Source organism: Paenibacillus sp. RUD330, assembly GCF_002243345.2.
GTDB lineage: Bacteria > Bacillota > Bacilli > Paenibacillales > Paenibacillaceae > Paenibacillus_O.
Genome location: NZ_CP022655.2, coordinates 705734 through 726451, shown reverse-complemented (window position 1 = coordinate 726451; position 20718 = coordinate 705734). Strand labels below are relative to the sequence as shown.

Below are 20718 nucleotides of genomic sequence, written 5' to 3'. Positions count from 1 at the left end.
GTTCTTCCAGCGCTTCGCATACCGATAACCGTCCAATCGCTGTTGTCGCCAGATTCCTTCCATTACGGCTCAATAGGTTGGAATCCGGCGGCAAGGCGACCTCCCCGCGCTTTTGCAGGATCATTCCGTTACTCCGCCGCTGCAGGCGACATTCATTGCAGGCACTGCTCCGTTTCTGGCCAGCCGGCTAATTCTCGACCGAACGGATCGCCTTGAATATCCGGAACCCTTTATCCTTGCCGACTTCCTTGACACGGCCGAACAGCTGCAGCAGCTTGGCTTCGGCGGAAGGAGCCCCCTGCTTCTTTTGGATGACCACCCACATGCTGCCGCCGGGCTTCAGCAACGAATGCCCTTCCTCGAAGATTCGGTGAACCGTCGCTTTGCCTGCCCGAATCGGCGGATTCGTCAAGATCACATCAAACGGCTCGCCGCCTGCCTTCTCGAACAGATCGCTCTGCTGGATGCGTATATTGGCGATTCCATTCAGCTTCGCATTCTCTCCTGCCAGCTCTACGGCTCGCTCATTGATATCCAGCATGACAACCTGACCTTGCGGCGCCAGCCTTGCTGCCGTCAGTCCGATCGGTCCATAGCCGCAGCCGACATCGAGCACGCGGTCAGCCTCGCCGATCTCCATTTCCTCGATGAGGAAACGGCTGCCGTAATCGATTCCGCTTTTGGAAAAGACTCCGTTGTCCGTCATGAACTGAAACCGGAAGCCTCTCAGCTCCGTCTCGTGCTTTTGCCGGTTCTGCTGCGTTCCCGGCGTACGGGAATAGTAGTGGTCCGACATCATGTCCCTCCTTCCGGATATGCCTCCTCATAGAGAGAACCCCTTGGAACCGCGAGGCTCCAAGGGGTTCTCAAGCTTTTAGGAGAAAGCTTATTTCACTTCTACAGCTGCGCCTGCTTCTTCAAGCTTAGCTTTGATAGCGTCTGCTTCTTCTTTAGCTACTTTTTCTTTGATTGCTTTTGGAGCGTTGTCGACAACTTCTTTCGCTTCTTTCAGGCCAAGACCTGTCAGCTCGCGAACGACTTTGATGACGTTGATTTTGGAAGCGCCAGCGCTCATAAGGATAACGTCGAATTCGGATTGCTCTTCAACTTCAGCAGCGCCGCCGCCAGCAGCTACAACCGTAGGTGCAGCAGCCGTTACGCCGAATTCTTCTTCGATTGCTTTAACGAGATCGTTCAGTTCCAGAACGTTCATGCCTTTAATGGCTTCCAAGATTTGTTCGTTGCTCATGGTTGAACCTCCATTGGGTATAAGTTTTTTTGGTGGTGATGGGATGCCGGACTATGCCGGCGCAAGGATCAAGCAATTCCTGCCGGCAGCCGCAAGGCCGCCGGACGGAGGAAAATCGTTCTTAAGCTTCTGCTTCTTGCTTTTCCGCCACGGCTTTGACCGCCAGCGCGAAGTTGCGCATAGGAGCCTGGAGGACGCTGAGGAGCATGGAGAGCAGGCCGTCGCGGGATGGCAGGTCTGCCAGCGCCTTGATTTGGGCTGCGTCTACGACTTGGCCTTCGAGGATGCCGCCTTTTACTTTCAGGGCGTCATTTTTCTTGGCGAAGTCGGAGATGATTTTTGCAGGAGCTACGACGTCGTCCGCGCCGAAGGCGATAGCCGTCGGACCCGCGAGAACTTCCGTCAGAGCGGAGAGCTCGGCGGATTCGGACGCGCGGCGAACGAGGGAGTTTTTGAGAACCTGGAATTCGATGCCTGCTTCGCGAAGCTGCCTGCGCAGTTCCGTTACTTGAGCCACGTTCAGTCCACGGTAGTCAGCTACAACCGTCGTCGTGCTTGCTTTCAGCTTGGCGGCGATTTCTTCCACCTGCTGCTGCTTGGATTCGATAACTTTTACGTTTGCCATTTTGTTTACACCTCCCGATGTGGATATCCGTTGCATCCTTTAGAACGGTTTACCTTCAACCTGCCGGTGCATGAATAAAGGCCTCCGCCAAGACAGCGAAGGCCATGATTGTCCGTTTACGGGAAACGTATATCATAACACCTCGGTAGGGAATTAAGCCCGAAGGCGCCTACTGTCTTAGGTATGCGTGTTCTGAAGTTAGAATCGCAGCTCTTAGCGGAACGTGGAAACGTTGACGCGAGCGCCAGGTCCCATCGTGGAAGATACAGCGATGTTTTTCAGGTAAACCCCTTTGGCCGATGCCGGTTTGGCACGGTTCAGAGCGTCGATCAGCGACTTGAGGTTCTCAGCCAGCTTCTCGGCGTCGAACGACACTTTGCCGATCGGTGCATGGATTTGACCTGCACGGTCAAGACGGTATTCGATCTTGCCGGCTTTGATCTCCTGAACAGCCTTCGTCACGTCGAACGTTACCGTGCCGGCTTTAGGGTTAGGCATGAGGCCTTTGCCGCCGAGGATACGTCCGAGCTTGCCGACTTCAGCCATCATGTCAGGCGTAGCCACGCAGACATCGAATTCGAACCAGCCTTGTTGAATTTTGTTGATCATGTCCGCATCGCCGACGAAGTCAGCGCCTGCAGCTTCGGCTTCCTTCGCTTTGTCGCCTTTGGCGAATACGAGGACGCGCTTTGTTTTGCCCGTACCGTGCGGGAGTACAACGACACCGCGAACGGCTTGGTCTTGTTTCCGCGGGTCAACGCCCAGACGGACAGCCACTTCGACGGATTCGTCGAATTTGGCGGTTGCTGCTTTTTTCACGAGCTCGATTGCTTCAGACGGCTCGTAAGTCGCTTCGCTGTCGATCAGCTTAGCGGCTTCAACGTATTTCTTGCCATGCTTTGCCATGAAGAGTTCCTCCTTATGTGGTGTGTAGCGGAACGCCTGACGTACAGCCGTCCCTCCCACTGCGAAACCAGATGGTCCCGCTGTGACGCCGCGCCGAGAGGCGCGTCCTGGATTAGTCGACGATCGTTACGCCCATGCTGCGGGCAGTACCTTCGACCATGCGCATTGCGGCTTCTACGGATGCAGCGTTCAGATCCTGCATTTTTTGTTCTGCGATCTCGCGGACCTTGGAACGGTTGACCGTAGCGACCTTCTTCTTGTTCGGTTCGCCGGAACCCTTCTCGATGCCTGCTGCTACGCGGAGCAGTACGGCTGCTGGAGGAGTTTTCGTCTCGAACGTGAAGGAGCGGTCTTCGAATACGGTGATGACGACCGGAATGATCAGGCCGGCTTGATCAGCCGTACGAGCGTTGAACTCTTTACAGAACGCCATGATGTTGACGCCTGCTTGACCGAGTGCAGGACCGATTGGCGGAGCCGGGTTGGCTTTGCCTGCCGGAACTTGCAGCTTGACGAGTTTGATGACTTTCTTTGCCATGTGTTACACCTCCTGCGATCGAAGTCAGTTGCCTGACATGAAATGCTCATGCCGCCATCCGGATGAATCCGGAGGCCGGAAACCGGTTCATTATACCTTCTCGACCTGTGTGTAGTCAAGTTCAACCGGAGTTTCACGACCAAACATGTTGACATGGACTTTCAGCTTGCTCTTGTCCATTTGAATTTCTTCAATGACGCCGACAAAGTTAGCAAACGGACCTACTGTAACGCGAACGGTTTCTTTCAGCTCGAATTCCATCTTCGGCTTAGGCTCGGACATTCCCATATGGTTGAGAATGGCGTCCACTTCCTCCGGAAGCAGTGCCGTCGGCTTGGAGCCGGAACCTGTAGAGCCCACGAATCCCGTTACGCCAGGCGTATTGCGAACAACATACCAAGAATCGTCGGTCTGAATCATTTCCACCAGGACGTATCCCGGATAGACTTTGCGCATGACGGTCTTTTTCTTCCCGTCCTTGTTCACGATTTCTTCTTCCATCGGAACCAGCACGCGGAAGATCTTGTCTTCCATGCCCATCGATTCGACGCGGCGCTCGAGGTTGGCTTTCACCTTGTTCTCATAGCCCGAGTAAGTATGAACCACATACCATCTTTTTTCCATTAACAATCCACCTTTGGACCCTTCTTAAACAATCAGTTCAACCAGAGATGAGATCCCGATGTCAAGAAGCCAAAAGTAAATCGTCACAAACACGATCGTGACGAGAACTACGATCGTATAGCTTGTCAACTCTTTACGGTTTGGCCAGCGAACTTTCTTCAGCTCAGCCCAACTGTCTGCAAAAAAACCAAACGTCGATCCGAAGTTTTGCTTCAGCTTTGCGATAAAAGTCACCTGAACCCACCTCCTGACTATCTCGTCTCGCGGTGAGGAGTATGCTCGTTGCAGAACTTGCAGAACTTCCTCATTTCCATGCGGTCGGGGTGATTGCGCTTGTTCTTGGTGTTCGTGTAGTTTCTTTGCTTGCAGTTCGTGCATGCAAGCGTGATAATAACCCGCATTTAGGTCACCTCCCGATCTTAAGAGTGCGCTTCGTCAAACAACGTGCGATAGGACCCGAGAGGGCCTCAGGCCTGATCCGAGTCACTCTAAGTACCTTATCATAACGGATTCTTGCATGTCAATGCAAAATGGAAGGCTTCCGGGCGGCCCGGAAGCCGCACGCAGAGCGGCGGGAAGGCTGGAGAGGCAGGCGGCGCGCAGCCCTTGCCGGCATCGGGACCGGGGGACGGCGCGCTGCTTTCATCGCTGTTTCCAAGTATAGCCGTTTTGATAGAGTTCTAAACGGCCGTCCATCGCCAGCCGGCGGCTTGCAAAGAAAAAAGACCCGTCGCCGGGTCTTAAAGCAGGCACGTTGAGGACAGGACGGCAGCCTAACAGCTGACGTCCCGCAGCTCGAGGTACTTCTCCAGCTTGCGCTTCACTCGCTGAAGGGCGTTGTCGATCGATTTGACATGCCGGTCCAGATCAACGGCGATCTCCTGGTAGGAGCGGCCATCGAGGTACAGCATCAGAACCTTGCGCTCCAGATCGCTCAGAATCTCGGACATCTTGTCCTCGAGGCCGTCGAACTCCTCCCGATTGATGATGAGCTCTTCCGGATCGCTGACGCGGGTGCCGCAGATGACATCCAGCAGCGTGCGGTCGGAATCTTCATCATAGATCGGCTTGTCCAGCGAAACGTAGGAGTTCAGCGGAATATGCTTCTGCCGGGTCGCCGTCTTGATTGCGGTTATGATTTGGCGGGTGATGCACAGCTCCGCGAAAGCTTTGAAGGAAGCCAGCTTGTCCCCCCTGAAGTCGCGGATGGACTTGTAGAGCCCGATCATGCCTTCCTGCACGATGTCTTCCCGATCCGCTCCGATGAGGAAATAAGAGCGGGCCTTGGCCCGGACGAAATTCCGGTATTTGTTGATCAGATACTCCAGCGCTTCGCTGTCGCCCGTCCGCACCGCCTCGACAACGTCTTCGTCCGTTCGGCAGTCATAATCGTGCGTACTCCATTCTCTGAGGTCGATGCTCACCAACTATCCCTCCGGCCTGCAAAGCGTGCACTGCAAGGTCTATTTTTCTTAAGTCAGGAAAGCTCTCCTTCCGCTATCGTCCGGACTGGAAAACCAGGCGGCGACAAACGGCGGAAAAGCGGACAATTTTGCCAGAAATAATAAGGACAGTATACAAGACCACTCTTGACATCGTCAACGCAAACGAGCGTTCTATAAACGATAGGATCTTGAAAAATTGTAAACAGATGGTTTGAAACCGCTGTTGCGGAGGCAGATAAGCTTACACGCCTATCTCCGCAACCGCCGCTTCCGCCCGTTTCATTGCCCCCGTCTCATCCTTTCCAGCATCGTCCTCATTTCCAGCGACAGCTTGGCATCGATCGTATTGCGGGATTTGGCGCTGTCCGACCGCAGGGACTTGTCGATCTCGCGGCGGTTCTGCTGCAGCTCGAGCTCCAGCTCCCGGGCCGAGATCCGCAAGGCGCCTTTGCCGAACGCGACATGCTGCTCGACGGAGTCCGAGGTCGCCACATAGATATGGCGGCTTCGCTTCTTGAGCTCGGAGACGAGACGCTCGATGCACTCGTCCGCCGTTTCCTTTTCCTTCGTGAATACGACCGTCAGCTTGTGCTGCTTGTAGGCCGAGCGGCTGCCGGGAACCTGATGCGCATCGAACACGACGTACACCTGCTGCCCCGTATAGCCTTGATAGTCGGCCAGCAGGTCGAGCAGCCGGTCCCTCGCTTCCTCCAGATTGCTCTCCTTCAAGCGTTCCAGCTCCGGCCAGGCGCCGATGATGTTGTAGCCGTCGACCAGCAGGACGTCCGACTGGCGGGACACGGCAGCTAGACGCCCCGGCGCTGCCGGACGACCTCGTACATGAGCACGCCGGCGGCCACGGAGGCGTTGAGCGAATTGAGCTGGCCCAGCATCGGGAGCTTGACGAGGAAATCGCATTTCTCGCGGATCAGCCGGCCCATGCCTTTGGCTTCGTTGCCGATGACGATGGCGAGAGGAAGATCGAAGCTGGTCTTGTACACATCCTGCTCGGCCGAAACGTCCGCGCCCGCGATCCAGATTCCCTCCTGCTTCAGGCTCTCCATCGTCTGGGCGAGGTTGGTCACGCGCGCCACCGGCACATGCTCGGCCGCTCCGGCGGAGGTTTTCCACACCGTCGCCGTCAGGCCGGCGGCGCGGCGCTTCGGAATGATGACTCCGTGCACGCCCGTGCATTCCGCCGTCCTCAGGATGGAGCCGAGGTTATGGGGATCCTCGATCTCATCCAAAATAAGCAGCAGAGGCGTCTCGCCGCGGTCCTTGGCCCGCTGCAGCAGCTCTTCCAATTCGGCGTACCGGTAGGCCGCCGCCTGGGCTACGACTCCTTGGTGGGAAACTTCAAGGCCCAGCTGGTCGAGCTTGCGCTTGTCCACGAACTGGACGACGATTCCCGCCTTCTTGGCTTCGGCCATGATCGGGGATACCGACGGCTTCTGCACCGTGTCGGCGATCCAGATCTTGTTCAGCTCGCGGCCCGAGCGGAGCGCCTCCAGGACGGGATGTTTGCCCGCGATCCATTCCTGCTGCTCCTGCTCGTTCTGGTCATTCTGTTCCTTCTTCTGCCTGTCACTGGCCATTCCCAGTCTCCTTTCCGCGTTCCGCTTCCTTCTCCGAGAAAGCGGCCGCCATCAACTCCCGGATCCGTTCGGTCCGGCCTTTGTAATATAAATACCCCATCAGACTCTCAAGAGCGGTCGCCTGCTTGTAATCGGCCGGATCCGCATTGCGCGGAGACTGGCCGGACTTGGCGTTGCGGCCGCGCCTGACGATGTCGGCCTCTTCCTCCGACAGCATCGGCGCCCAGCGCTCCAGCAGCTGACGCTGCCCCTTGGCCGACACCATGCCGGTCGCCTCGCGATGCAGATGATGCGGCTTGAGATTTCGCTGGGCGAGCAGATGCTGGCGCACCAGCAGCTCGAACACCGCGTCGCCGGCGTAAGCGAGCACGATAGGGTTCAGCAGCTCCGGCGTCTTGGACGGCGGCTCGTAAGGGAGCTCGCGGCTTTGTTCCTTCAGAGGCTCGTTCATTTGCGGCGCCACCGGATGCCCTGCGGGGTGTCCTCCAGCAGTATGCCTTGCTCTGCCAGCAGGTCGCGGATTTCGTCCGCGCGCTTCCAGTTCTTCGAAGCGCGGGCTTCCGTGCGCTCGACAATCAGCGCATCCACCTCGGCATCCAGCAGTCCATGCTGCCCGGACGCGGCCGGGAGCAAGCCCAGCACGCTGTCCATGGCGTCCATCAGCGCGATGAAGGCAAGCGCCTCGCTGGCCGTCACGACAGGCCGCTGCAGATGCTGGTTCGCTTCGGTCACCAGATCGAACAGCACCGTGATGGCATCCGGCGTATTGAAATCATCGTCCATCTTGGCCGTGAAGCGGCCGCTCAGCTCCAGAAGCCGGGCATCCAGCTCGGCATTTCCGGAATTCGGCGCGAACCGGAGCGAGCCCAGGCCGGCGGAGCCGCTGCCTTCGGCATCGACGGCAGCAACGGCTTCCAAGGAACCGCCGACAGCCGACAGCCGATGCAGCAGGTTGGTGCGGCAATTGGCGATCCGCTCCACGCTGCCGAGCGCCTGCTCTACCGTGTCGTCGCTGAAGTTGAGCGGCGAGCGGTAATGGCCGGATAACATGAAGTAGCGGATCGCTTCCGGCTTGATCCGGGTCAGCATGTCATGGACCGTAATGCCGTTGCCGAGCGACTTCGACATCTTCTGGTTGTCGATGTTGATGAAGCCGTTATGCATCCAGTAGTTGGCGAGCGGCTTGCCGCTCAGCGTCTCGGACTGGGCGCATTCGCACTCATGATGCGGGAACTGCAGGTCGTTGCCTCCTCCATGGATGTCGAGGGTATCGCCCAGATGCCGCTTCGCCATCGCAGAGCATTCGATATGCCAACCCGGACGGCCCGGCCCCCATGGACTGTCCCATTTGATCTCTCCCGGCTTGGCGCCCTTCCACAGGACGAAATCCTGCGGATCCTCCTTGCGCTCGTCGATGCCGATGCGGATGCCCATCTGCAGCTCCTGCATGTTCTGGTGGGAAAGCTGGCCGTAGTCCGCGAAGGATTTCGTCCGGAAATAGACATCTCCGCCGCTTTCGTAGGCCGCTCCCTTGTCGACGAGATCCTGGACGAAAGCGATGATTTCGGGCATATGCTCCATGACGCGGGGATTCAGCGACGCACGGTGGACGCCGAGCCCTTCCGTATCCTCGTAATACGCGGAGATGAACCTGTCCGCGAGCTCCGGCACCGTAATGCCGAGCTGCTCCGACTTGCGGATCATCTTGTCGTCCACGTCGGTGAAGTTGACGACATATTTGACCTCGTATCCGACCGCTTTCAGATAACGGCGCACGACGTCGAAGAAGATCGCCGGCCGCGCGTTGCCGATATGGATATAGTCGTAGACCGTCGGGCCGCAGACGTACATTTTGACCTTGCCCGGCTCTTGCGACTTGAACGTTTCCTTGGTCCTGCTCATCGTATTGTAGATTTCCAGACTCATTTACGCTTCGCCTCCGCTTACCGGCATTTTACCGGTTCCTCCCTGTATTCGCGAACGGCCGCCGCAGACTGGCTGAGCCGGTCGACCTCCGCCTTGAGGGAATTGATTTCATTCTGCATGCCGCGGATCATCTCGATGAGCGGATCGGGCAGCTTCGCATGGTCGAGCCTGTCGCCGACCTTTTCTCCGTTGCGCTTGACGATGCGCCCCGGGTTGCCCACAACCGTGCTGTTCTCGGGCACTTCCCGGAGAACGACGGCGTTGGAGCCGATATTGGAATAGTCTCCAACCTGAAACGATCCTAAAACCTTCGCTCCCGAGCCGATGACGACGTTGCTGCCTATGGTAGGATGGCGCTTGCCCTTTTCCTTGCCCGTGCCGCCGAGGGTGACGCCTTGATAGATGATGACGTCGTCCCCGATCTCGCAAGTCTCCCCGATGACGACGCCCATGCCGTGGTCGATGAACAATCGGCTGCCGATTCTGGCTCCGGGATGGATTTCGATTCCGGTCATGAACCGGCTGACCTGAGAGATGACGCGGGCGGCCGTGAACCATTTGCGCTTGAACATATAGTGCGCGGCGCGATGCGCCCAGATGGCATGCAGTCCCGAATAGGTGAAGATCACCTCGAACACGCTGCGCGCAGCGGGGTCGTTGTCGAACACGGCCCGTATATCGGATTTCATGTGACGCAACATCGGCTTCAGCCCCCTTCGGGCGAGATGATCCAAGCTTACTTCCGTCCAATCAAAAAAATAAGCCTCCGCAGCCCTAAGGCTGCAGAGGCGTACAGACGCGGTCCCACTCTGCGGCACAGGGCCGCATCCGCCCGGGAGAAACGCGCGCGCAGCGGTCTCAAGCGGGTCAGGATGCCTGGCGGCCCTGTCTCGTAGCCTGTAACGCCGGCCATGCGTTGCCGCCTACCCGAGCGGAAGAGAAGCTTCCGCAAGATCGGAGCAAGGCTCGCAGGTGCATGAACCCGCCGCCGGAATGGACAACTCCCAGCCGTCACCCTCCCGGCGCGTCGCGATGTGCTGCGGCCGGATGCGTGGCGGTTGTCCTCTCTGCAATCCCGGATATGGCGGTTCTCTCCTGGTCAAAGCCTGTAAAAAGGTTCAATTACTTGTAGTATACCCGATAACCCGCAAAGTGCAAGAAGCCGGGGCGCGGAAATATATGCGAGGCCGTCCTCAGCCCAAGCGGGCGCGCAGGCGCTGTGCGACTTTGACCTGGCCGAGCAGCGCGATGGTGCGGTTGAGGTCCGGTCCGTGCGTCTGCCCGGTGACTGCGGCCCGGATCGGCATGAAGAGCGATTTTCCCTTGCAGCCGGTTTCCTTCTGGACCGACTTGATGAGCGCTTTGATGCCCTCCTCGTTCCAGGCCTCGGGCTCCAGCGTCTCGACGCCGGACAGGAAGGCTCCAAGCACCGTCGGCACCGTTTCTTCCTCCAGCACGGTGACAGCCTCCGCCTCGTCCTGCAACGATTCCAGGAAGAACAGCTCGGTCAAAGGCACGATCTCGGCTCCCCAGCGCAGCTTGTCGCGGTAGAGGCCGATCAGGTCGGCCGCCCATTCTCGCTCGCCGGCCTCTGGCTCCTCCGATATCCGTCCCGCCTTCTGCAGATGCGGCAGGCAGAGGTCGACGAGACGCGGAAGCTCCAGCGACTTGATGTATTCGTTGTTCATCCAGGCCAGCTTGTTCGTATCGAACACGGCCGGGCTGCGGCTGAGGCGCGATTCGTCGAACGCCTCCACGAGCCCCTCGCGCGTGAACAGCTCCTGCTCGCCCTCCGGCGACCAGCCCAGCAAGGCGATGAAGTTGAACAGCGTCTCCGGCAGGTAGCCGAGATTCTCGTACTGCTCGATGAACTGGATGATGGACTCGTCCCGCTTGCTCAGCTTCTTGCGGGATTCGTTCACGATCAGCGTCATATGGGCGAACAGCGGCGGCTCCCAGCCCAAAGCTTCGTAGATCATCAGCTGGCGCGGCGTATTGGAGATATGGTCCTCGCCGCGGAGCACATGGGAGATCTTCATGAGATGGTCGTCGACCGCAACCGCGAAGTTGTAGGTCGGGATGCCGTCCTTCTTCACGATGACGAAATCTCCCGTTTCCTTGGTGTCGATGCTGATCGTGCCCTTCACCATGTCGTCCCATGTGTACGTGCGGTCCTCCGGCACGCGGAAGCGGATGCTCGCGACGCGCCCTTCCGCTTCGAAGGCGGCCTGCTGCTCGGCGGTCAGATCGCGGTGGCGGCCCGAATACCGCGGGGTTTCGCCGCGCGCGCTCTGCTCTTCCCGCTCCTGCTCGAGCTCCGCTTCCGTACAGTAGCAGCGGTAAGCCTTGCCCTCGTCGAGCAGCTGCTGCCAGTACCGGCTGTAGATGTCGAGGCGTTCGGTCTGGCGGTACGGTCCATAGCCGCCTCCGATGTCGATGCTTTCATCCCAGGTGATGCCGAGCCAGCTCATGTACTTCAGCTGGCTCTCCTCGCCGCCGGCCACGTTGCGCTTCACGTCCGTATCCTCGATGCGGACGATGAGCTTGCCGCCATGCCTGCGGGCGAACAGATAGTTGAACAGCGCGGTGCGCGCGTTGCCGATATGCAGATGTCCCGTCGGCGACGGAGCATAGCGGACGCGGATTTCCTGCGTTCCTTGGTCTGCCATCTTGAATTCCCCATTTCGTTCTTGTTTTCGTCCGGGGCCTCGCCCTATGGACGCTATTTATGTAAGTGGAACCGCTACGGCGCCGGAGGCAGCGGCAGCATGATGGAGCAGACGCAGCGTTCGCCTATGAAACCGAATTCCACTGTGGATGGGCGGGACGAGGACTACGGGTTCACAGCGATCGGAATCATGTTCCGCTTGCCTGAGCCTCCTGTACGGTTACACTTAGCAGCCTAAAATAAGTGCCATCATAGCATATTTTTCACGAGGCAGACAACCGCCTGGGCAGCGATTCCCTCGCCCCGTCCGGGAAATCCGAGCCGTTCCGTCGTCGTCGCCTTGACGTTCACCTGGTCCTGCTCCGCTCCCAGCACGCGGGCGATCACTTCCACCATCGCGGGAATGTACGGCGCCATCTTGGGAGCCTGCGCGATAATCGTGCAGTCCAGGTTCCCCAGCGCATATCCCCGCTGAACCGCAAGCGCCCATACATGCTCCAGCAGCTTGACGCTGTCGGCATCCTTGAACGCAGGGTCCGTATCCGGGAAATGCTTGCCGATATCGCCGAGCGCAAGCGCGCCGAGCACCGCATCCGCTACCGTATGCAGCAGCACGTCGGCATCGGAATGGCCGAGCAGCCCTTTTTCAAATGGAATGGCGACGCCCCCGATAATGCATGGACGGCCCTCCACCAGCTGATGCACGTCGAATCCTTGTCCCACTCTAATCATCTCTATCGTCCCCTCTCCCTCTGCTCCAGAAGAAATTCCGCGTAGGGCAGATCTTCCGGGGTCGTAATCTTGATGTTCGTATATTCCCCTTGGGCCACGGCGACCGGATCCCCGAGCCGCTCCACGACCATGGAGTCGTCCGTTCCGAGAAAGCCGTCCGCAAGAGCCCGCTCGTGGGCTTCCGCGAGACGGGCGCGGCGAAAAGCTTGCGGGGTCTGGATCGCCCACAAGCTGCTCCGGTCCGGCGTCGACTCGATGACGCCCGCCGCGTCCACCTTCTTGATCGTGTCCTTGACCGGCACGGCCAGCACGGCCGCGCCGGTCTCCTCGGCATGCGCCAGGCAAGCGGACACCGCGGCCTCGCTGACGAGCGGACGGACGCCGTCATGGACAAGCGCCCAATCCGCCGTGAGCGAGTCCAGCCCGATCCGCACCGAATGCTGGCGCTCGGAGCCGCCCTCGACGATCGCGGCCACCTTGGTCAAGCCGTACTCCCCGCACCAGCGGCGGCATCGTTCGGCATCCGCCGCTCCCGTGACGAGCACGATTTCCCGGATGGCGGCCATCCCCTGGAACAGCTCCAGCGTATGGACCAGCACCGGCTTGCCCCGCAGCAGCAGGAACTGCTTGCTCTCCGGGGTGCCCATCCGCGTGCCGCGTCCGGCCGCCACGATGACGGCCCCCCAGCGATCCTCCCGGAAGCCGACAAGCGCCGCATCCGAAGACGCGGCGCCCGGGGCGGCCTGAGAGGTTGCGGCTTGCTCGCCGCCATATTGCTTGTCCATCTTCCGAAGCTCACTTCCCGCTGTAACGTTTATTCCCTATCATACCCTGTTACAGCGCTTTTTCCAACAGCTTGGGCTTCGCGAAGATCATCCGCCCCGCCGAAGTCTGGAGGACGCTCGTCACGAGCACCTCCATCGTCATGCCGATGTAATCCCTGCCGCCCTCCACGACGATCATCGTGCCGTCGTCGAGATAGGCGACTCCTTGCCCATGCTCCTTGCCGTCCTTGATGATCTGCACGACGATCTCCTCGCCCGGCAGCACGACCGGCTTGACCGCATTGGCCAGATCGTTGATGTTCAGCACCGACACTCCCTGCAGCTCGCAGACCTTGTTGAGGTTGAAGTCGTTCGTGAGCACCTTGCCCCGCAGCAGCTTGGCCAGCTTGACGAGCTTGCTGTCCACCTCGCCGATCTCCTCGAAATCCCCTTCGTAGATAAGGACCTTCACGTCAAGCTCCTTCTGGATCTTGTTCAAGATGTCCAGGCCGCGGCGGCCGCGGTTGCGCTTGAGCAGATCGGAGGAATCGGCGATATGCTGCAGCTCCTCGAGGACGAACTCGGGAATGACGAGCGTGCCTTCGATGAAGCCCGTCTTGCAAATATCCGCGATCCGGCCGTCAATGATGACGCTTGTGTCCATGATCTTATGCTCTTCGAAGTTGACATGCTCTTCCTTCTCCGGAGCGGGCAGCGTCTTCGGCTGCATCATCGCGTGGAGCCCTTCCGTCAGCTCCTCTTTCTTTCTCAGCCCGACGCTCAGTCCCACGTAGCCGAGTCCCAAAGTGAGCAGCGCCGGGGCGATCGTCGCCGCCGCGCCCGGGAGCTGGGACACCGAGGGATAGAGCAGGGCCGAAAGGATAAGCCCGCCGGTCAATCCCGCCGCGCCGGCCAGCAGATCCGCCGCCGGCATGTCGGAAGCGCGGCGCACGCCTTCCCCGAGCATTTTCTCCAGCCTTCCGGCAAGGGCGGTCGCCAGCAGCAGGCCCGCCAGCGCGCCTGTCGCCATTCCGGTGTAAAATCCGAAAGAACCGTAGCTCCCTGCGAGAGGGCTGTAGCTTCCAAGGCCGGCCGGAAGCGCTCCGCCTGTTCCATTGCCGAACTGAGAGCCGATCATGCCGCCGAATACGATACCGAGTAATTGCAGAATACGTTTTATCATCGCTTATGCCACCTCCATTAGCCAGTATGTTCCAATTTGGAGAAGGCTAAACCGTCCCAGCCAAGCAACAATTCCGCAGCAGAATCGAAGGGCGTGCCTGATTCCCGTCCATGGACCGCAAGCGCTGCCGGAGACGCGTCATGAAGGATTTCTCATAATGGCGATTTCGTTTTTGTATTCTGGACAGGGCGGGCTTATAATGGATTCAGGCCATCGCCGTCCAGCATACGGCGGATGAAATCGCATGCTCGACCCATGACATGCATTCCCATAACAGCAAAAATCGCGAAAGAGGTGGATACCGATGAGCGCTCCAACGCTCCAAGAGTTTCAGCAGCAAGTATCGGAATTGCTCCTGCGTCACCGGAGCATGCTCGATGTCCTGTCCAAGTTCGGACAGACGGGCGCAGCTGTCAACCGCGCAGTCACGAAAGCCGTGACCGAATGCGGCTGTATTGAAATCCAGGCCAGCAAGCAGCCTTATTCGGACGATCCCGAGCTCGAGAGCGCCAAGCAGCTTCTGGGCACCCACATGGACGGCCATGTGTGCGAGAACTGCCGCGATGTGCTGAAAAACGAGCTGGGTCGCCACCTGTTCTACATGTCCGCGCTCTGCAATCTGCTGGAAATCGATCTCGGCGAGGTTCTGTCCGCCGAATCCGATAAATGCTCCACGCTCGGCATTTTCAATTTGACCTGAACCGGATCTTCTATCCGGACATTGAAAAAAAGCAGTCCATCCTCCATTGGAGGGCGGACTGCTTTTTATTTGCTGACTTCAACGGCGACGACGGCTATGGCCGGGAATCGGCGAGCCCATCTCCGCCAAGGCAAAATCTCCGCAGACAAACAACAAACCCGGCACCGGGTCATGAGGAAGTCGACGCTGCATCGCAGCAGTGGATTCCATGCCTGCGGCAAGAGGAAGCTACACGCTCCGCTTGCGGACGTTCTCTTCTTCGCCTTCGGAACGGCGGGATCTGCGGCGGCGCAGGCGTCCCTGGACATTAACGTTTTTTTTTAGGCCGTACAGCGCATAGAGCAGCAGCGGCACGAAGATGATCTTGGAGATCTGATCCGGGAAAGCGACGCCGAGCACGACCGCGACGACGACGACGATCGGAATGCTCCAGATCGCGCCCTTGGGCAGTCCGATCTTCTTGAAGTTCGGGTACTTCACCGTGCTGACCATCAGCAGCGCGAGAACGAGCGTGCTCGCCATCAGCACCCAAGGCTGGATATCCGTGTAGAACAGGGCCAGCGTAGCCAGAACGCCGCCGGCTGCCGGAATCGGCAGGCCGACGAAGTAGCCCGGAATGCCGGAGATGACGTTGAACCGGGCGAGCCGGAGAGCTCCGCAGATCGGGAAGATCGCGGTCACGATCCAAGCGGCCGGCTGCGAGCTGAGATCCTGGAAAGCCACGACATACATGATGAAAGCAGGGGCGACACCGAACGATATGATATCGGACAAGGAATCGAGCTCCTTGCCGAATTCGCTTTGAACATTGAGCGCGCGGGCGACGCGGCCGTCGACCCCGTCCAGAAGCATGGCGATAATGACCATCATGGCGGCGACTTCAGGCTTCTCATTGAACACCATAATAATAGCGACGATCCCGAGGAACAGGTTGCCTATGGTAAAAAGACTCGGCAATGATTTTGCAAACACTTCATTTCCACCTCATCTCTACTATGCCTTGGGATATCATGGACATCGATGGAAAAAATGCCACCATCATCCAAGCCCTCCTGTCGGCATTCCCCCATTCTAGGGGAATCAGATTTGTCTGTCAATGAACATTTGATCTTGAATCCGGCGCAATCCTTCCTTGATCGCCCGGGCGCGCACCTCGCCGATTCCGTCCACTTCGTCCAATTCGCCGATCGTGGCCATGACGATATTGGGCAGATTTCCGAATTTCTCGATCAGATTGTTCATGATGATGAGCGGAAGACGCGGAATTCGGTACATCTGGCGATAGCCTCGCGGATGAACGGCCTCATCCGCGATCGTCGCTCCTTGCGGATAGCCGAGCAGCCGGATGACATGAGGCGCGTCCATCAGCTCGTCGTTGCTGAGCTTTTTGAGCCCGGTCCGGATGTCCCGGATCTTCTCGTCGCTGTTGTCGCGGGCATAATCCTTGAGCAGGAACCAGGCATCCTCCTCCACGCCTCCGATGAGCTCTTCCATCTGCATGCTGATGAGACGGCCCTCCGTTCCGAGCTCGTTGACGTACCGCTTGATCTCCATTTTGATCCGCAGCACCATCTCCACCCGGTGGATGACATGCGCGACCTCCTGCAGCGTCACCAATTCCTCGAATTCAAGCGCAGACAGATTCGTGAACGACTGCCTGAGCACGGCCTTGTACTTCTCCAGCGTCTGGATCGCCTGATTCGCCTTCGTAAGAATAACGCCCATGTCCTTCAGGGAATACCTTAGATTACCCATATACAAGGTGATGATATTACGCCTTTGCGAAATAGATACCACCAGCTTGCCGGTCTGCTTGGCCACCCGCTCCGCGGTGCGGTGCCTGATCCCGGTCTCGATCGACGAAATCGAAGGGTCCGGAATGAGCTGGGTATTGGCATACAGGATCTTCTTGAGATCCTCGCTCAGAATGATGGCCCCGTCCATCTTGGCCAGCTCGTACAGATAGTTCGGGGAAAAGTCGCAATTGATGGAAAACCCGCCGTCCACGACCTCCATGACCTCGGGACTGTAGCCGACGACGAGCAGCGCGCCCGTTTTTGCCCGCAGCACGTTGTCCAGCCCTTCGCGGAAAGCGGTGCCCGGCGCGACCAGCTGCAGCAGCTGATTCGTGATTTCGATCTCTCTGTTCTCTTTCATGATTTCTAGCGAACCCCCTATTCCAGCGCCGCGCGCAATGCTTCGGATACGGTATTCACGCCGACAATCGTTATATCGTCCGGCGGCTTCCAGCCCTTGAGGCTTTTCTCGGGCATGATGACCCGCTTGAAGCCCAGCTTCTGGGCTTCCTTGACCCGCTGCTCGGCTCGGGACACGGCCCGCACCTCGCCGGTCAGCCCCACTTCGCCGAAGACGACGTCGAACGGACGCGTCGGAGCATCCTTGAAGCTGGAGGCAAGCGCGACGGCGGCGGCCAGATCGACAGCGGGCTCGTCAAGGCGCACGCCTCCGGCGGCGTTCAGGTAAGCATCCTGCGTCTGCAGGAACAGCCCGATCCGTTTTTCCAGCACGGCGATGATCAGCGCCATCCGGTTGTGGTCGTAGCCGGTGGACGTCCGGCGCGGCGACGGGAAATGCGTAGGCGCGACAAGCGCCTGAAGCTCGACGAGCACAGGCCTCGTTCCCTCCATGCTCGCCACGACGGTGGAGCCGGAGACGCCCAGCGGCCGCTCCGACAGGAACAGCTCCGACGGGTTCGCGACTTCGCGCAGCCCGCTCTCGCCCATCTCGAAGATGCCGATCTCGTTGGTGGAGCCGAAGCGGTTTTTGACCGCGCGGAGCAGGCGATAGGAATGATGGCGTTCCCCCTCGAAGTAAAGGACGCAGTCCACCATATGCTCCAGCAGCCTCGGGCCGGCGATCGCGCCCTCCTTGGTGACATGTCCGACCAGCACGGTCGCGATGCCTCCCAGCTTGGAGACGCGCATGAAGTGGGCCGTGCATTCCCTCACCTGGGCGACGCTGCCCGGTGCGGACTGGACGCTAGGGTCGTAGACGGTCTGGATGGAGTCGATGACGAGAAAATCAGGCTGGACGGTATCGATGGCATCATTGATATGCTCCATGTTCGTCTCGCAGAGCACGAACAGCGACGCGCTCAGCGCGCCGAGTCGATCGGCGCGGAGCTTCGTCTGGCGAACGGATTCCTCGCCCGATATATAGAGCACCTTGAGTCCGGCGGCCGACAAGGCATGGGATGTCTGCAGCAGCAGCGTCGACTTGCCGATGCCGGGGTCGCCGCCGACGAGGATGAGGGAGCCGGGCACGACGCCGCCGCCCAGCACCCGGTTCAGCTCCCCGATGCTGCTTTCGATGCGGGGCTCATGCCCGGTATCTATGTCTATGATGGAACGCGGCTTTTCTTTCGTCCCGCGGGCCATTGGGGAGGATAATCCGACGCCGGCGGTTTTGACCACCGTCTCCTTTTCCTCCACCATCGTGTTCCAGGCGCCGCAGCCGGGGCATTTCCCGAGCCATTTGGGCGATTCCGTTCCGCATTCCGTACAGGCGAATTTCACTTTTAGTTTGGCCATCGAAGGCTCCTTTTACGGATATGACGTACCTTCAAAGTTTACCATTTCAGAGGCCGCAACAAAAGAAAATCATGCGAACATTCTTTCGAGAAGAAGCCGGCAGAGCTTCTTTTTCCCCGATGTCCGGCAATCTAAGAAAAAGATAAGAACTTTTCCGTTATACTGGCAGAAAAGAGAGAGGAAGCGGTGGGACATGAACGAAGAAACGGTGCTGCTCGTCGATGACGAGCCCGAAATCGTCAAGCTGATGGGACTTTACCTCAAGCAGGAAAGGTTCCGCCTTCTGACCGCGGCCAGCGGCGGCGAGGCGCTTGACATCATCCGGAAGGAAAAAGTGGATCTGGTCGTGCTCGATGTCATGATGCCCGGCATGAACGGAATCGACACCTGCATGGCGATCAGGGAGATCCGGCAGATGCCGATCATCTTCCTGTCCGCCAAAAGCGAGGAGATCGACAAGATCCATGGCCTCAGCGTCGGGGCCGACGATTATGTGTCCAAGCCGTTCAGCCCGCTGGAGCTGCTCGCGCGGATCAAAAGCCAGCTGCGCCGATATGGCATCTACGGAGCCGCATCCGGCGACGCCGCCTCGCCGGATGCCGTCACGATCGACGGCGTCACCTTCAATTCCGCGACGCGCGAAGTGACCGTCGAGGGCCAGGAGGTGCGGCTCACTCCCCGGGAATTCTCCATCCTGGAGCTGCTCGGGCGCAATCCCGGCCGAGTGTACAGCATCGAGCAGCTGTACGAGATGATCTGGCAGGAAACTTTTTTTGAAGCGGGAAATACCGTCATGGTCCATATCCGCAAGCTGAGGGAGAAGATCGAAGCCGATCCGAGGCATCCCAGGTACATCAAGACCGTATGGGGCGTCGGCTACAAAATGGAGAAGCTGTAGGGCGAGAGCATGTTCGATGCATCGAAGCACGGACGCATTCGCATGACGCCGGCATTCTTGCTCGCAGAGACGTCCGGCCTGTCCCAGTCACTTGCTCATGATCCGAATCCGATCGAGAAGCCGCAGAACGACGTCCGTCTATGAGGGAGGCACATCTTTGGCCAGCCGCATCTTCCAAACCTTTCTATGGAAATTCATCCTCAGCTTCGCCGCCAGCCTGCTCGGCATGGGAGTCCTTCTTTTGCTGGGCAATTACCTGGCGGAGCTGCTCATCCGGTTCAATCCGTCGAAGTCCTTTTTCCTGACGCAGGCGCTTGCCTACACCATCAACTGGATCGGCTCCGGCCCCGTTCGGGTCATCGTCGGACTGCTGCTGTTCATCTCCCTGTTCTTTTCCTTGTCCAGGGGCATCATCAAGCGCTTCGACACACTGACGAGCGCCCTGCAGGCGATCTCGGCAGGTGATCTGTCCCACCGCATCGACGAGAGCAGCAGCGATGAGCTCGGGGTCGTTGCGCGCAGCGTCAACGAAATGGCCCGCAGGCTGCAGCTCGCCCAGGAAGAGGAGAGGGCTGCCGTGCAAGCCAAGGACGACCTCATCACCGGCGTGTCCCATGATCTTCGCACTCCGCTCACCTCGGTGCTCGGGTTCCTGGAATATATCGAGGACGACCGGTACCGGGACGAGGTCGAGATGCGGCAGTATGTCCACATCGCCTATGAGAAGTCTCTCGTCCTGCGCAAGCTGATCGACGATCTGTTCGAATATACCCGCGTCACCAGCAGCGGTTTCCCGCTCCAGCGCGAAACCGTCGATCTCAATCCCTTTCTCGGGCAGCTTGCCGAAGAATTCATGCCGGCGCTGGAGGAAGCCGAAATGGCCTGCCTCGTCCATCCCGCCGAGAGCCCCCTGATCGTGGATGCGGATCCGGAGCTGCTGCTCCGCGTCTTCGAGAATCTGATCAGCAATGCGATCCGGTATGGAGCAGACGGAGGCGCGCTTGACATTGTCCTGCGCAAGGACGAGCTTGAGCCTGCTGCGGAAATCATCTTCCGGAACTACGGCGAGCCGATTCCGCAGGACCAGCTCCCGCGGCTGTTCGAGCGGTTCTATCGAGTCGACGCCTCCCGCTCCAAGGCGACCGGCGGCAGCGGCATCGGGCTTGCCATCGTCAAGAGCATACTGGATCTGCACGGAGGAGCGGCATCCGCAACCAGCTCCAGGCGCAAGACGGAATTCATCGTCCGACTTCCTCTGTCCCATGTCTCCGGCGCGCTACCGGCGGAACCCGGAACGAGCGATTAAGAATAAGT

At 59.0% G+C, this 20718-nt stretch carries 24 protein-coding genes and 1 other annotated feature; of the genes, 3 read left to right on the top strand and 21 right to left on the bottom strand.

The window, feature by feature from the left end:
- Positions 1-187: 187 nt before the first annotated feature.
- From CIC07_RS03265 to CIC07_RS03180, 18 genes are all read right to left on the bottom strand, one after another.
- Positions 188-796 (bottom strand): class I SAM-dependent methyltransferase, encoded by a 609-nt coding sequence (locus CIC07_RS03265; protein WP_076360219.1) that lies wholly within the window; start codon positions 794-796, stop codon positions 188-190.
- Positions 797-886: 90 nt separating this feature from the next.
- Complete coding sequence (gene rplL / locus CIC07_RS03260) at positions 887-1249, bottom strand: 50S ribosomal protein L7/L12 (RefSeq protein ID WP_076360217.1); 363 nt, start codon at positions 1247-1249, stop codon at positions 887-889.
- A 121-nt stretch (positions 1250-1370) separates the two neighbouring features.
- Positions 1371-1874 carry a 50S ribosomal protein L10 gene (gene rplJ, locus CIC07_RS03255; RefSeq protein WP_076360215.1) on the bottom strand — a complete coding sequence of 168 codons (504 nt, stop codon included), beginning with the start codon at positions 1872-1874 and terminating at the stop codon, positions 1371-1373.
- A gap of 64 nt (positions 1875-1938) precedes the next feature.
- Positions 1939-2074, bottom strand: a sequence feature (ribosomal protein L10 leader region).
- A 13-nt stretch (positions 2075-2087) separates the two neighbouring features.
- Positions 2088-2780: a 50S ribosomal protein L1 gene (rplA, locus tag CIC07_RS03250; RefSeq protein ID WP_076360213.1), complete on the bottom strand. Its 693-nt coding sequence runs from the start codon at positions 2778-2780 to the stop codon at positions 2088-2090.
- 112 nt (positions 2781-2892) lie between these two features.
- Positions 2893-3318, bottom strand: coding sequence for a 50S ribosomal protein L11 (gene rplK, locus CIC07_RS03245; protein ID WP_021878535.1), 426 nt, complete (start codon positions 3316-3318; stop codon positions 2893-2895).
- A gap of 90 nt (positions 3319-3408) precedes the next feature.
- Complete coding sequence (gene nusG, locus CIC07_RS03240) at positions 3409-3942, bottom strand: transcription termination/antitermination protein NusG (protein ID WP_048743635.1); 534 nt, start codon at positions 3940-3942, stop codon at positions 3409-3411.
- A 24-nt stretch (positions 3943-3966) separates the two neighbouring features.
- Positions 3967-4176: a preprotein translocase subunit SecE gene (secE, locus tag CIC07_RS03235; protein ID WP_021878533.1), complete on the bottom strand. Its 210-nt coding sequence runs from the start codon at positions 4174-4176 to the stop codon at positions 3967-3969.
- 17 nt (positions 4177-4193) lie between these two features.
- Positions 4194-4343, bottom strand: coding sequence for a 50S ribosomal protein L33 (gene rpmG, locus CIC07_RS03230; protein WP_021878532.1), 150 nt, complete (start codon positions 4341-4343; stop codon positions 4194-4196).
- Positions 4344-4715: 372 nt separating this feature from the next.
- The gene (gene sigH / locus CIC07_RS03225) at positions 4716-5366 is read right to left on the bottom strand and encodes an RNA polymerase sporulation sigma factor SigH (protein WP_076360211.1); all 651 of its coding nucleotides are present in this window, start codon (positions 5364-5366) and stop codon (positions 4716-4718) included.
- A gap of 300 nt (positions 5367-5666) precedes the next feature.
- Complete coding sequence (locus tag CIC07_RS03220; protein ID WP_076360209.1) at positions 5667-6188, bottom strand: NYN domain-containing protein; 522 nt, start codon at positions 6186-6188, stop codon at positions 5667-5669.
- A gap of 5 nt (positions 6189-6193) precedes the next feature.
- Positions 6194-6982, bottom strand: coding sequence for a 23S rRNA (guanosine(2251)-2'-O)-methyltransferase RlmB (rlmB, locus tag CIC07_RS03215; RefSeq protein WP_076360207.1), 789 nt, complete (start codon positions 6980-6982; stop codon positions 6194-6196).
- The gene (locus tag CIC07_RS03210) at positions 6972-7433 is read right to left on the bottom strand and encodes a Mini-ribonuclease 3 (RefSeq protein WP_076360205.1); all 462 of its coding nucleotides are present in this window, start codon (positions 7431-7433) and stop codon (positions 6972-6974) included. Before CIC07_RS03210 ends, rlmB begins: the two co-directional genes overlap by 11 nt.
- Entirely contained in the window at positions 7430-8908 is a 1479-nt protein-coding gene (cysS, locus tag CIC07_RS03205) for a cysteine--tRNA ligase (RefSeq protein ID WP_076360203.1), read from the bottom strand. Before cysS ends, CIC07_RS03210 begins: the two co-directional genes overlap by 4 nt.
- 17 nt (positions 8909-8925) lie before the next feature.
- Positions 8926-9609 (bottom strand): serine O-acetyltransferase, encoded by a 684-nt coding sequence (gene cysE, locus CIC07_RS03200; protein ID WP_175619226.1) that lies wholly within the window; start codon positions 9607-9609, stop codon positions 8926-8928.
- A 492-nt stretch (positions 9610-10101) separates the two neighbouring features.
- On the bottom strand, positions 10102-11577 hold the full coding sequence (gene gltX / locus CIC07_RS03195) for a glutamate--tRNA ligase (RefSeq protein ID WP_076360201.1): 1476 nt from the start codon (positions 11575-11577) through the stop codon (positions 10102-10104).
- Positions 11578-11825: 248 nt separating this feature from the next.
- Entirely contained in the window at positions 11826-12308 is a 483-nt protein-coding gene (ispF, locus tag CIC07_RS03190; protein ID WP_048743647.1) for a 2-C-methyl-D-erythritol 2,4-cyclodiphosphate synthase, read from the bottom strand.
- A gap of 2 nt (positions 12309-12310) precedes the next feature.
- Positions 12311-12955 carry a 2-C-methyl-D-erythritol 4-phosphate cytidylyltransferase gene (gene ispD / locus CIC07_RS03185; protein WP_234993120.1) on the bottom strand — a complete coding sequence of 215 codons (645 nt, stop codon included), beginning with the start codon at positions 12953-12955 and terminating at the stop codon, positions 12311-12313.
- Positions 12956-13142: 187 nt separating this feature from the next.
- Positions 13143-14255 carry a PIN/TRAM domain-containing protein gene (locus tag CIC07_RS03180; protein ID WP_076360199.1) on the bottom strand — a complete coding sequence of 371 codons (1113 nt, stop codon included), beginning with the start codon at positions 14253-14255 and terminating at the stop codon, positions 13143-13145.
- A gap of 304 nt (positions 14256-14559) precedes the next feature.
- Here CIC07_RS03180 and CIC07_RS03175 point away from each other — a divergent pair, with 304 nt between their 5' ends.
- Positions 14560-14955 carry a nucleoside triphosphate pyrophosphohydrolase family protein gene (locus CIC07_RS03175; protein ID WP_021878523.1) on the top strand — a complete coding sequence of 132 codons (396 nt, stop codon included), beginning with the start codon at positions 14560-14562 and terminating at the stop codon, positions 14953-14955.
- A gap of 228 nt (positions 14956-15183) precedes the next feature.
- Here CIC07_RS03175 and pssA read toward each other — a convergent pair whose 3' ends face one another.
- The 3 genes from pssA to radA form a co-directional block, all read right to left on the bottom strand.
- The gene (gene pssA, locus CIC07_RS03170; RefSeq protein ID WP_076360197.1) at positions 15184-15927 is read right to left on the bottom strand and encodes a CDP-diacylglycerol--serine O-phosphatidyltransferase; all 744 of its coding nucleotides are present in this window, start codon (positions 15925-15927) and stop codon (positions 15184-15186) included.
- A gap of 108 nt (positions 15928-16035) precedes the next feature.
- Positions 16036-17112 (bottom strand): DNA integrity scanning diadenylate cyclase DisA, encoded by a 1077-nt coding sequence (disA, locus tag CIC07_RS03165; RefSeq protein ID WP_021878521.1) that lies wholly within the window; start codon positions 17110-17112, stop codon positions 16036-16038.
- A 17-nt stretch (positions 17113-17129) separates the two neighbouring features.
- Positions 17130-18506: a DNA repair protein RadA gene (gene radA, locus CIC07_RS03160; protein ID WP_021878520.1), complete on the bottom strand. Its 1377-nt coding sequence runs from the start codon at positions 18504-18506 to the stop codon at positions 17130-17132.
- A gap of 193 nt (positions 18507-18699) precedes the next feature.
- On the opposite strand from radA, the gene CIC07_RS03155 reads away from it, so the two are divergent.
- A complete protein-coding gene (locus CIC07_RS03155) occupies positions 18700-19404 on the top strand; it encodes a response regulator transcription factor (RefSeq protein ID WP_076360195.1) in 705 nt (234 codons plus the stop codon).
- A gap of 157 nt (positions 19405-19561) precedes the next feature.
- A complete protein-coding gene (locus tag CIC07_RS03150; RefSeq protein ID WP_076360193.1) occupies positions 19562-20710 on the top strand; it encodes a sensor histidine kinase in 1149 nt (382 codons plus the stop codon).
- Positions 20711-20718 lie beyond the last annotated feature (8 nt).

Excerpts from the sequence above, each read along its gene's own strand:
- CIC07_RS03155 (WP_076360195.1), top strand. The coding sequence starts at position 18,700 with ATGAACGAAGAAACGGTGCTGCTCGTCGATGACGAGCCCGAAATCGTC.
- rplL (WP_076360217.1), bottom strand. The coding sequence starts at position 1,249 with ATGAGCAACGAACAAATCTTGGAAGCCATTAAAGGCATGAACGTTCTG.
- CIC07_RS03210 (WP_076360205.1), bottom strand. The coding sequence starts at position 7,433 with ATGAACGAGCCTCTGAAGGAACAAAGCCGCGAGCTCCCTTACGAGCCG.
- rplA (WP_076360213.1), bottom strand. The coding sequence starts at position 2,780 with ATGGCAAAGCATGGCAAGAAATACGTTGAAGCCGCTAAGCTGATCGAC.
- ispF (WP_048743647.1), bottom strand. The coding sequence starts at position 12,308 with ATGATTAGAGTGGGACAAGGATTCGACGTGCATCAGCTGGTGGAGGGC.
- rplK (WP_021878535.1), bottom strand. The coding sequence starts at position 3,318 with ATGGCAAAGAAAGTCATCAAACTCGTCAAGCTGCAAGTTCCGGCAGGC.
- cysE (WP_175619226.1), bottom strand. The coding sequence starts at position 9,609 with ATGTTGCGTCACATGAAATCCGATATACGGGCCGTGTTCGACAACGAC.
- nusG (WP_048743635.1), bottom strand. The coding sequence starts at position 3,942 with ATGGAAAAAAGATGGTATGTGGTTCATACTTACTCGGGCTATGAGAAC.
- cysS (WP_076360203.1), bottom strand. The coding sequence starts at position 8,908 with ATGAGTCTGGAAATCTACAATACGATGAGCAGGACCAAGGAAACGTTC.
- CIC07_RS03180 (WP_076360199.1), bottom strand. The coding sequence starts at position 14,255 with ATGATAAAACGTATTCTGCAATTACTCGGTATCGTATTCGGCGGCATG.
- ispD (WP_234993120.1), bottom strand. The coding sequence starts at position 12,955 with ATGGGCACCCCGGAGAGCAAGCAGTTCCTGCTGCTGCGGGGCAAGCCG.
- CIC07_RS03265 (WP_076360219.1), bottom strand. The coding sequence starts at position 796 with ATGTCGGACCACTACTATTCCCGTACGCCGGGAACGCAGCAGAACCGG.
- gltX (WP_076360201.1), bottom strand. The coding sequence starts at position 11,577 with ATGGCAGACCAAGGAACGCAGGAAATCCGCGTCCGCTATGCTCCGTCG.
- rplJ (WP_076360215.1), bottom strand. The coding sequence starts at position 1,874 with ATGGCAAACGTAAAAGTTATCGAATCCAAGCAGCAGCAGGTGGAAGAA.
- CIC07_RS03175 (WP_021878523.1), top strand. The coding sequence starts at position 14,560 with ATGAGCGCTCCAACGCTCCAAGAGTTTCAGCAGCAAGTATCGGAATTG.
- radA (WP_021878520.1), bottom strand. The coding sequence starts at position 18,506 with ATGGCCAAACTAAAAGTGAAATTCGCCTGTACGGAATGCGGAACGGAA.
- disA (WP_021878521.1), bottom strand. The coding sequence starts at position 17,112 with ATGAAAGAGAACAGAGAGATCGAAATCACGAATCAGCTGCTGCAGCTG.
- rlmB (WP_076360207.1), bottom strand. The coding sequence starts at position 6,982 with ATGGCCAGTGACAGGCAGAAGAAGGAACAGAATGACCAGAACGAGCAG.
- rpmG (WP_021878532.1), bottom strand. The coding sequence starts at position 4,343 with ATGCGGGTTATTATCACGCTTGCATGCACGAACTGCAAGCAAAGAAAC.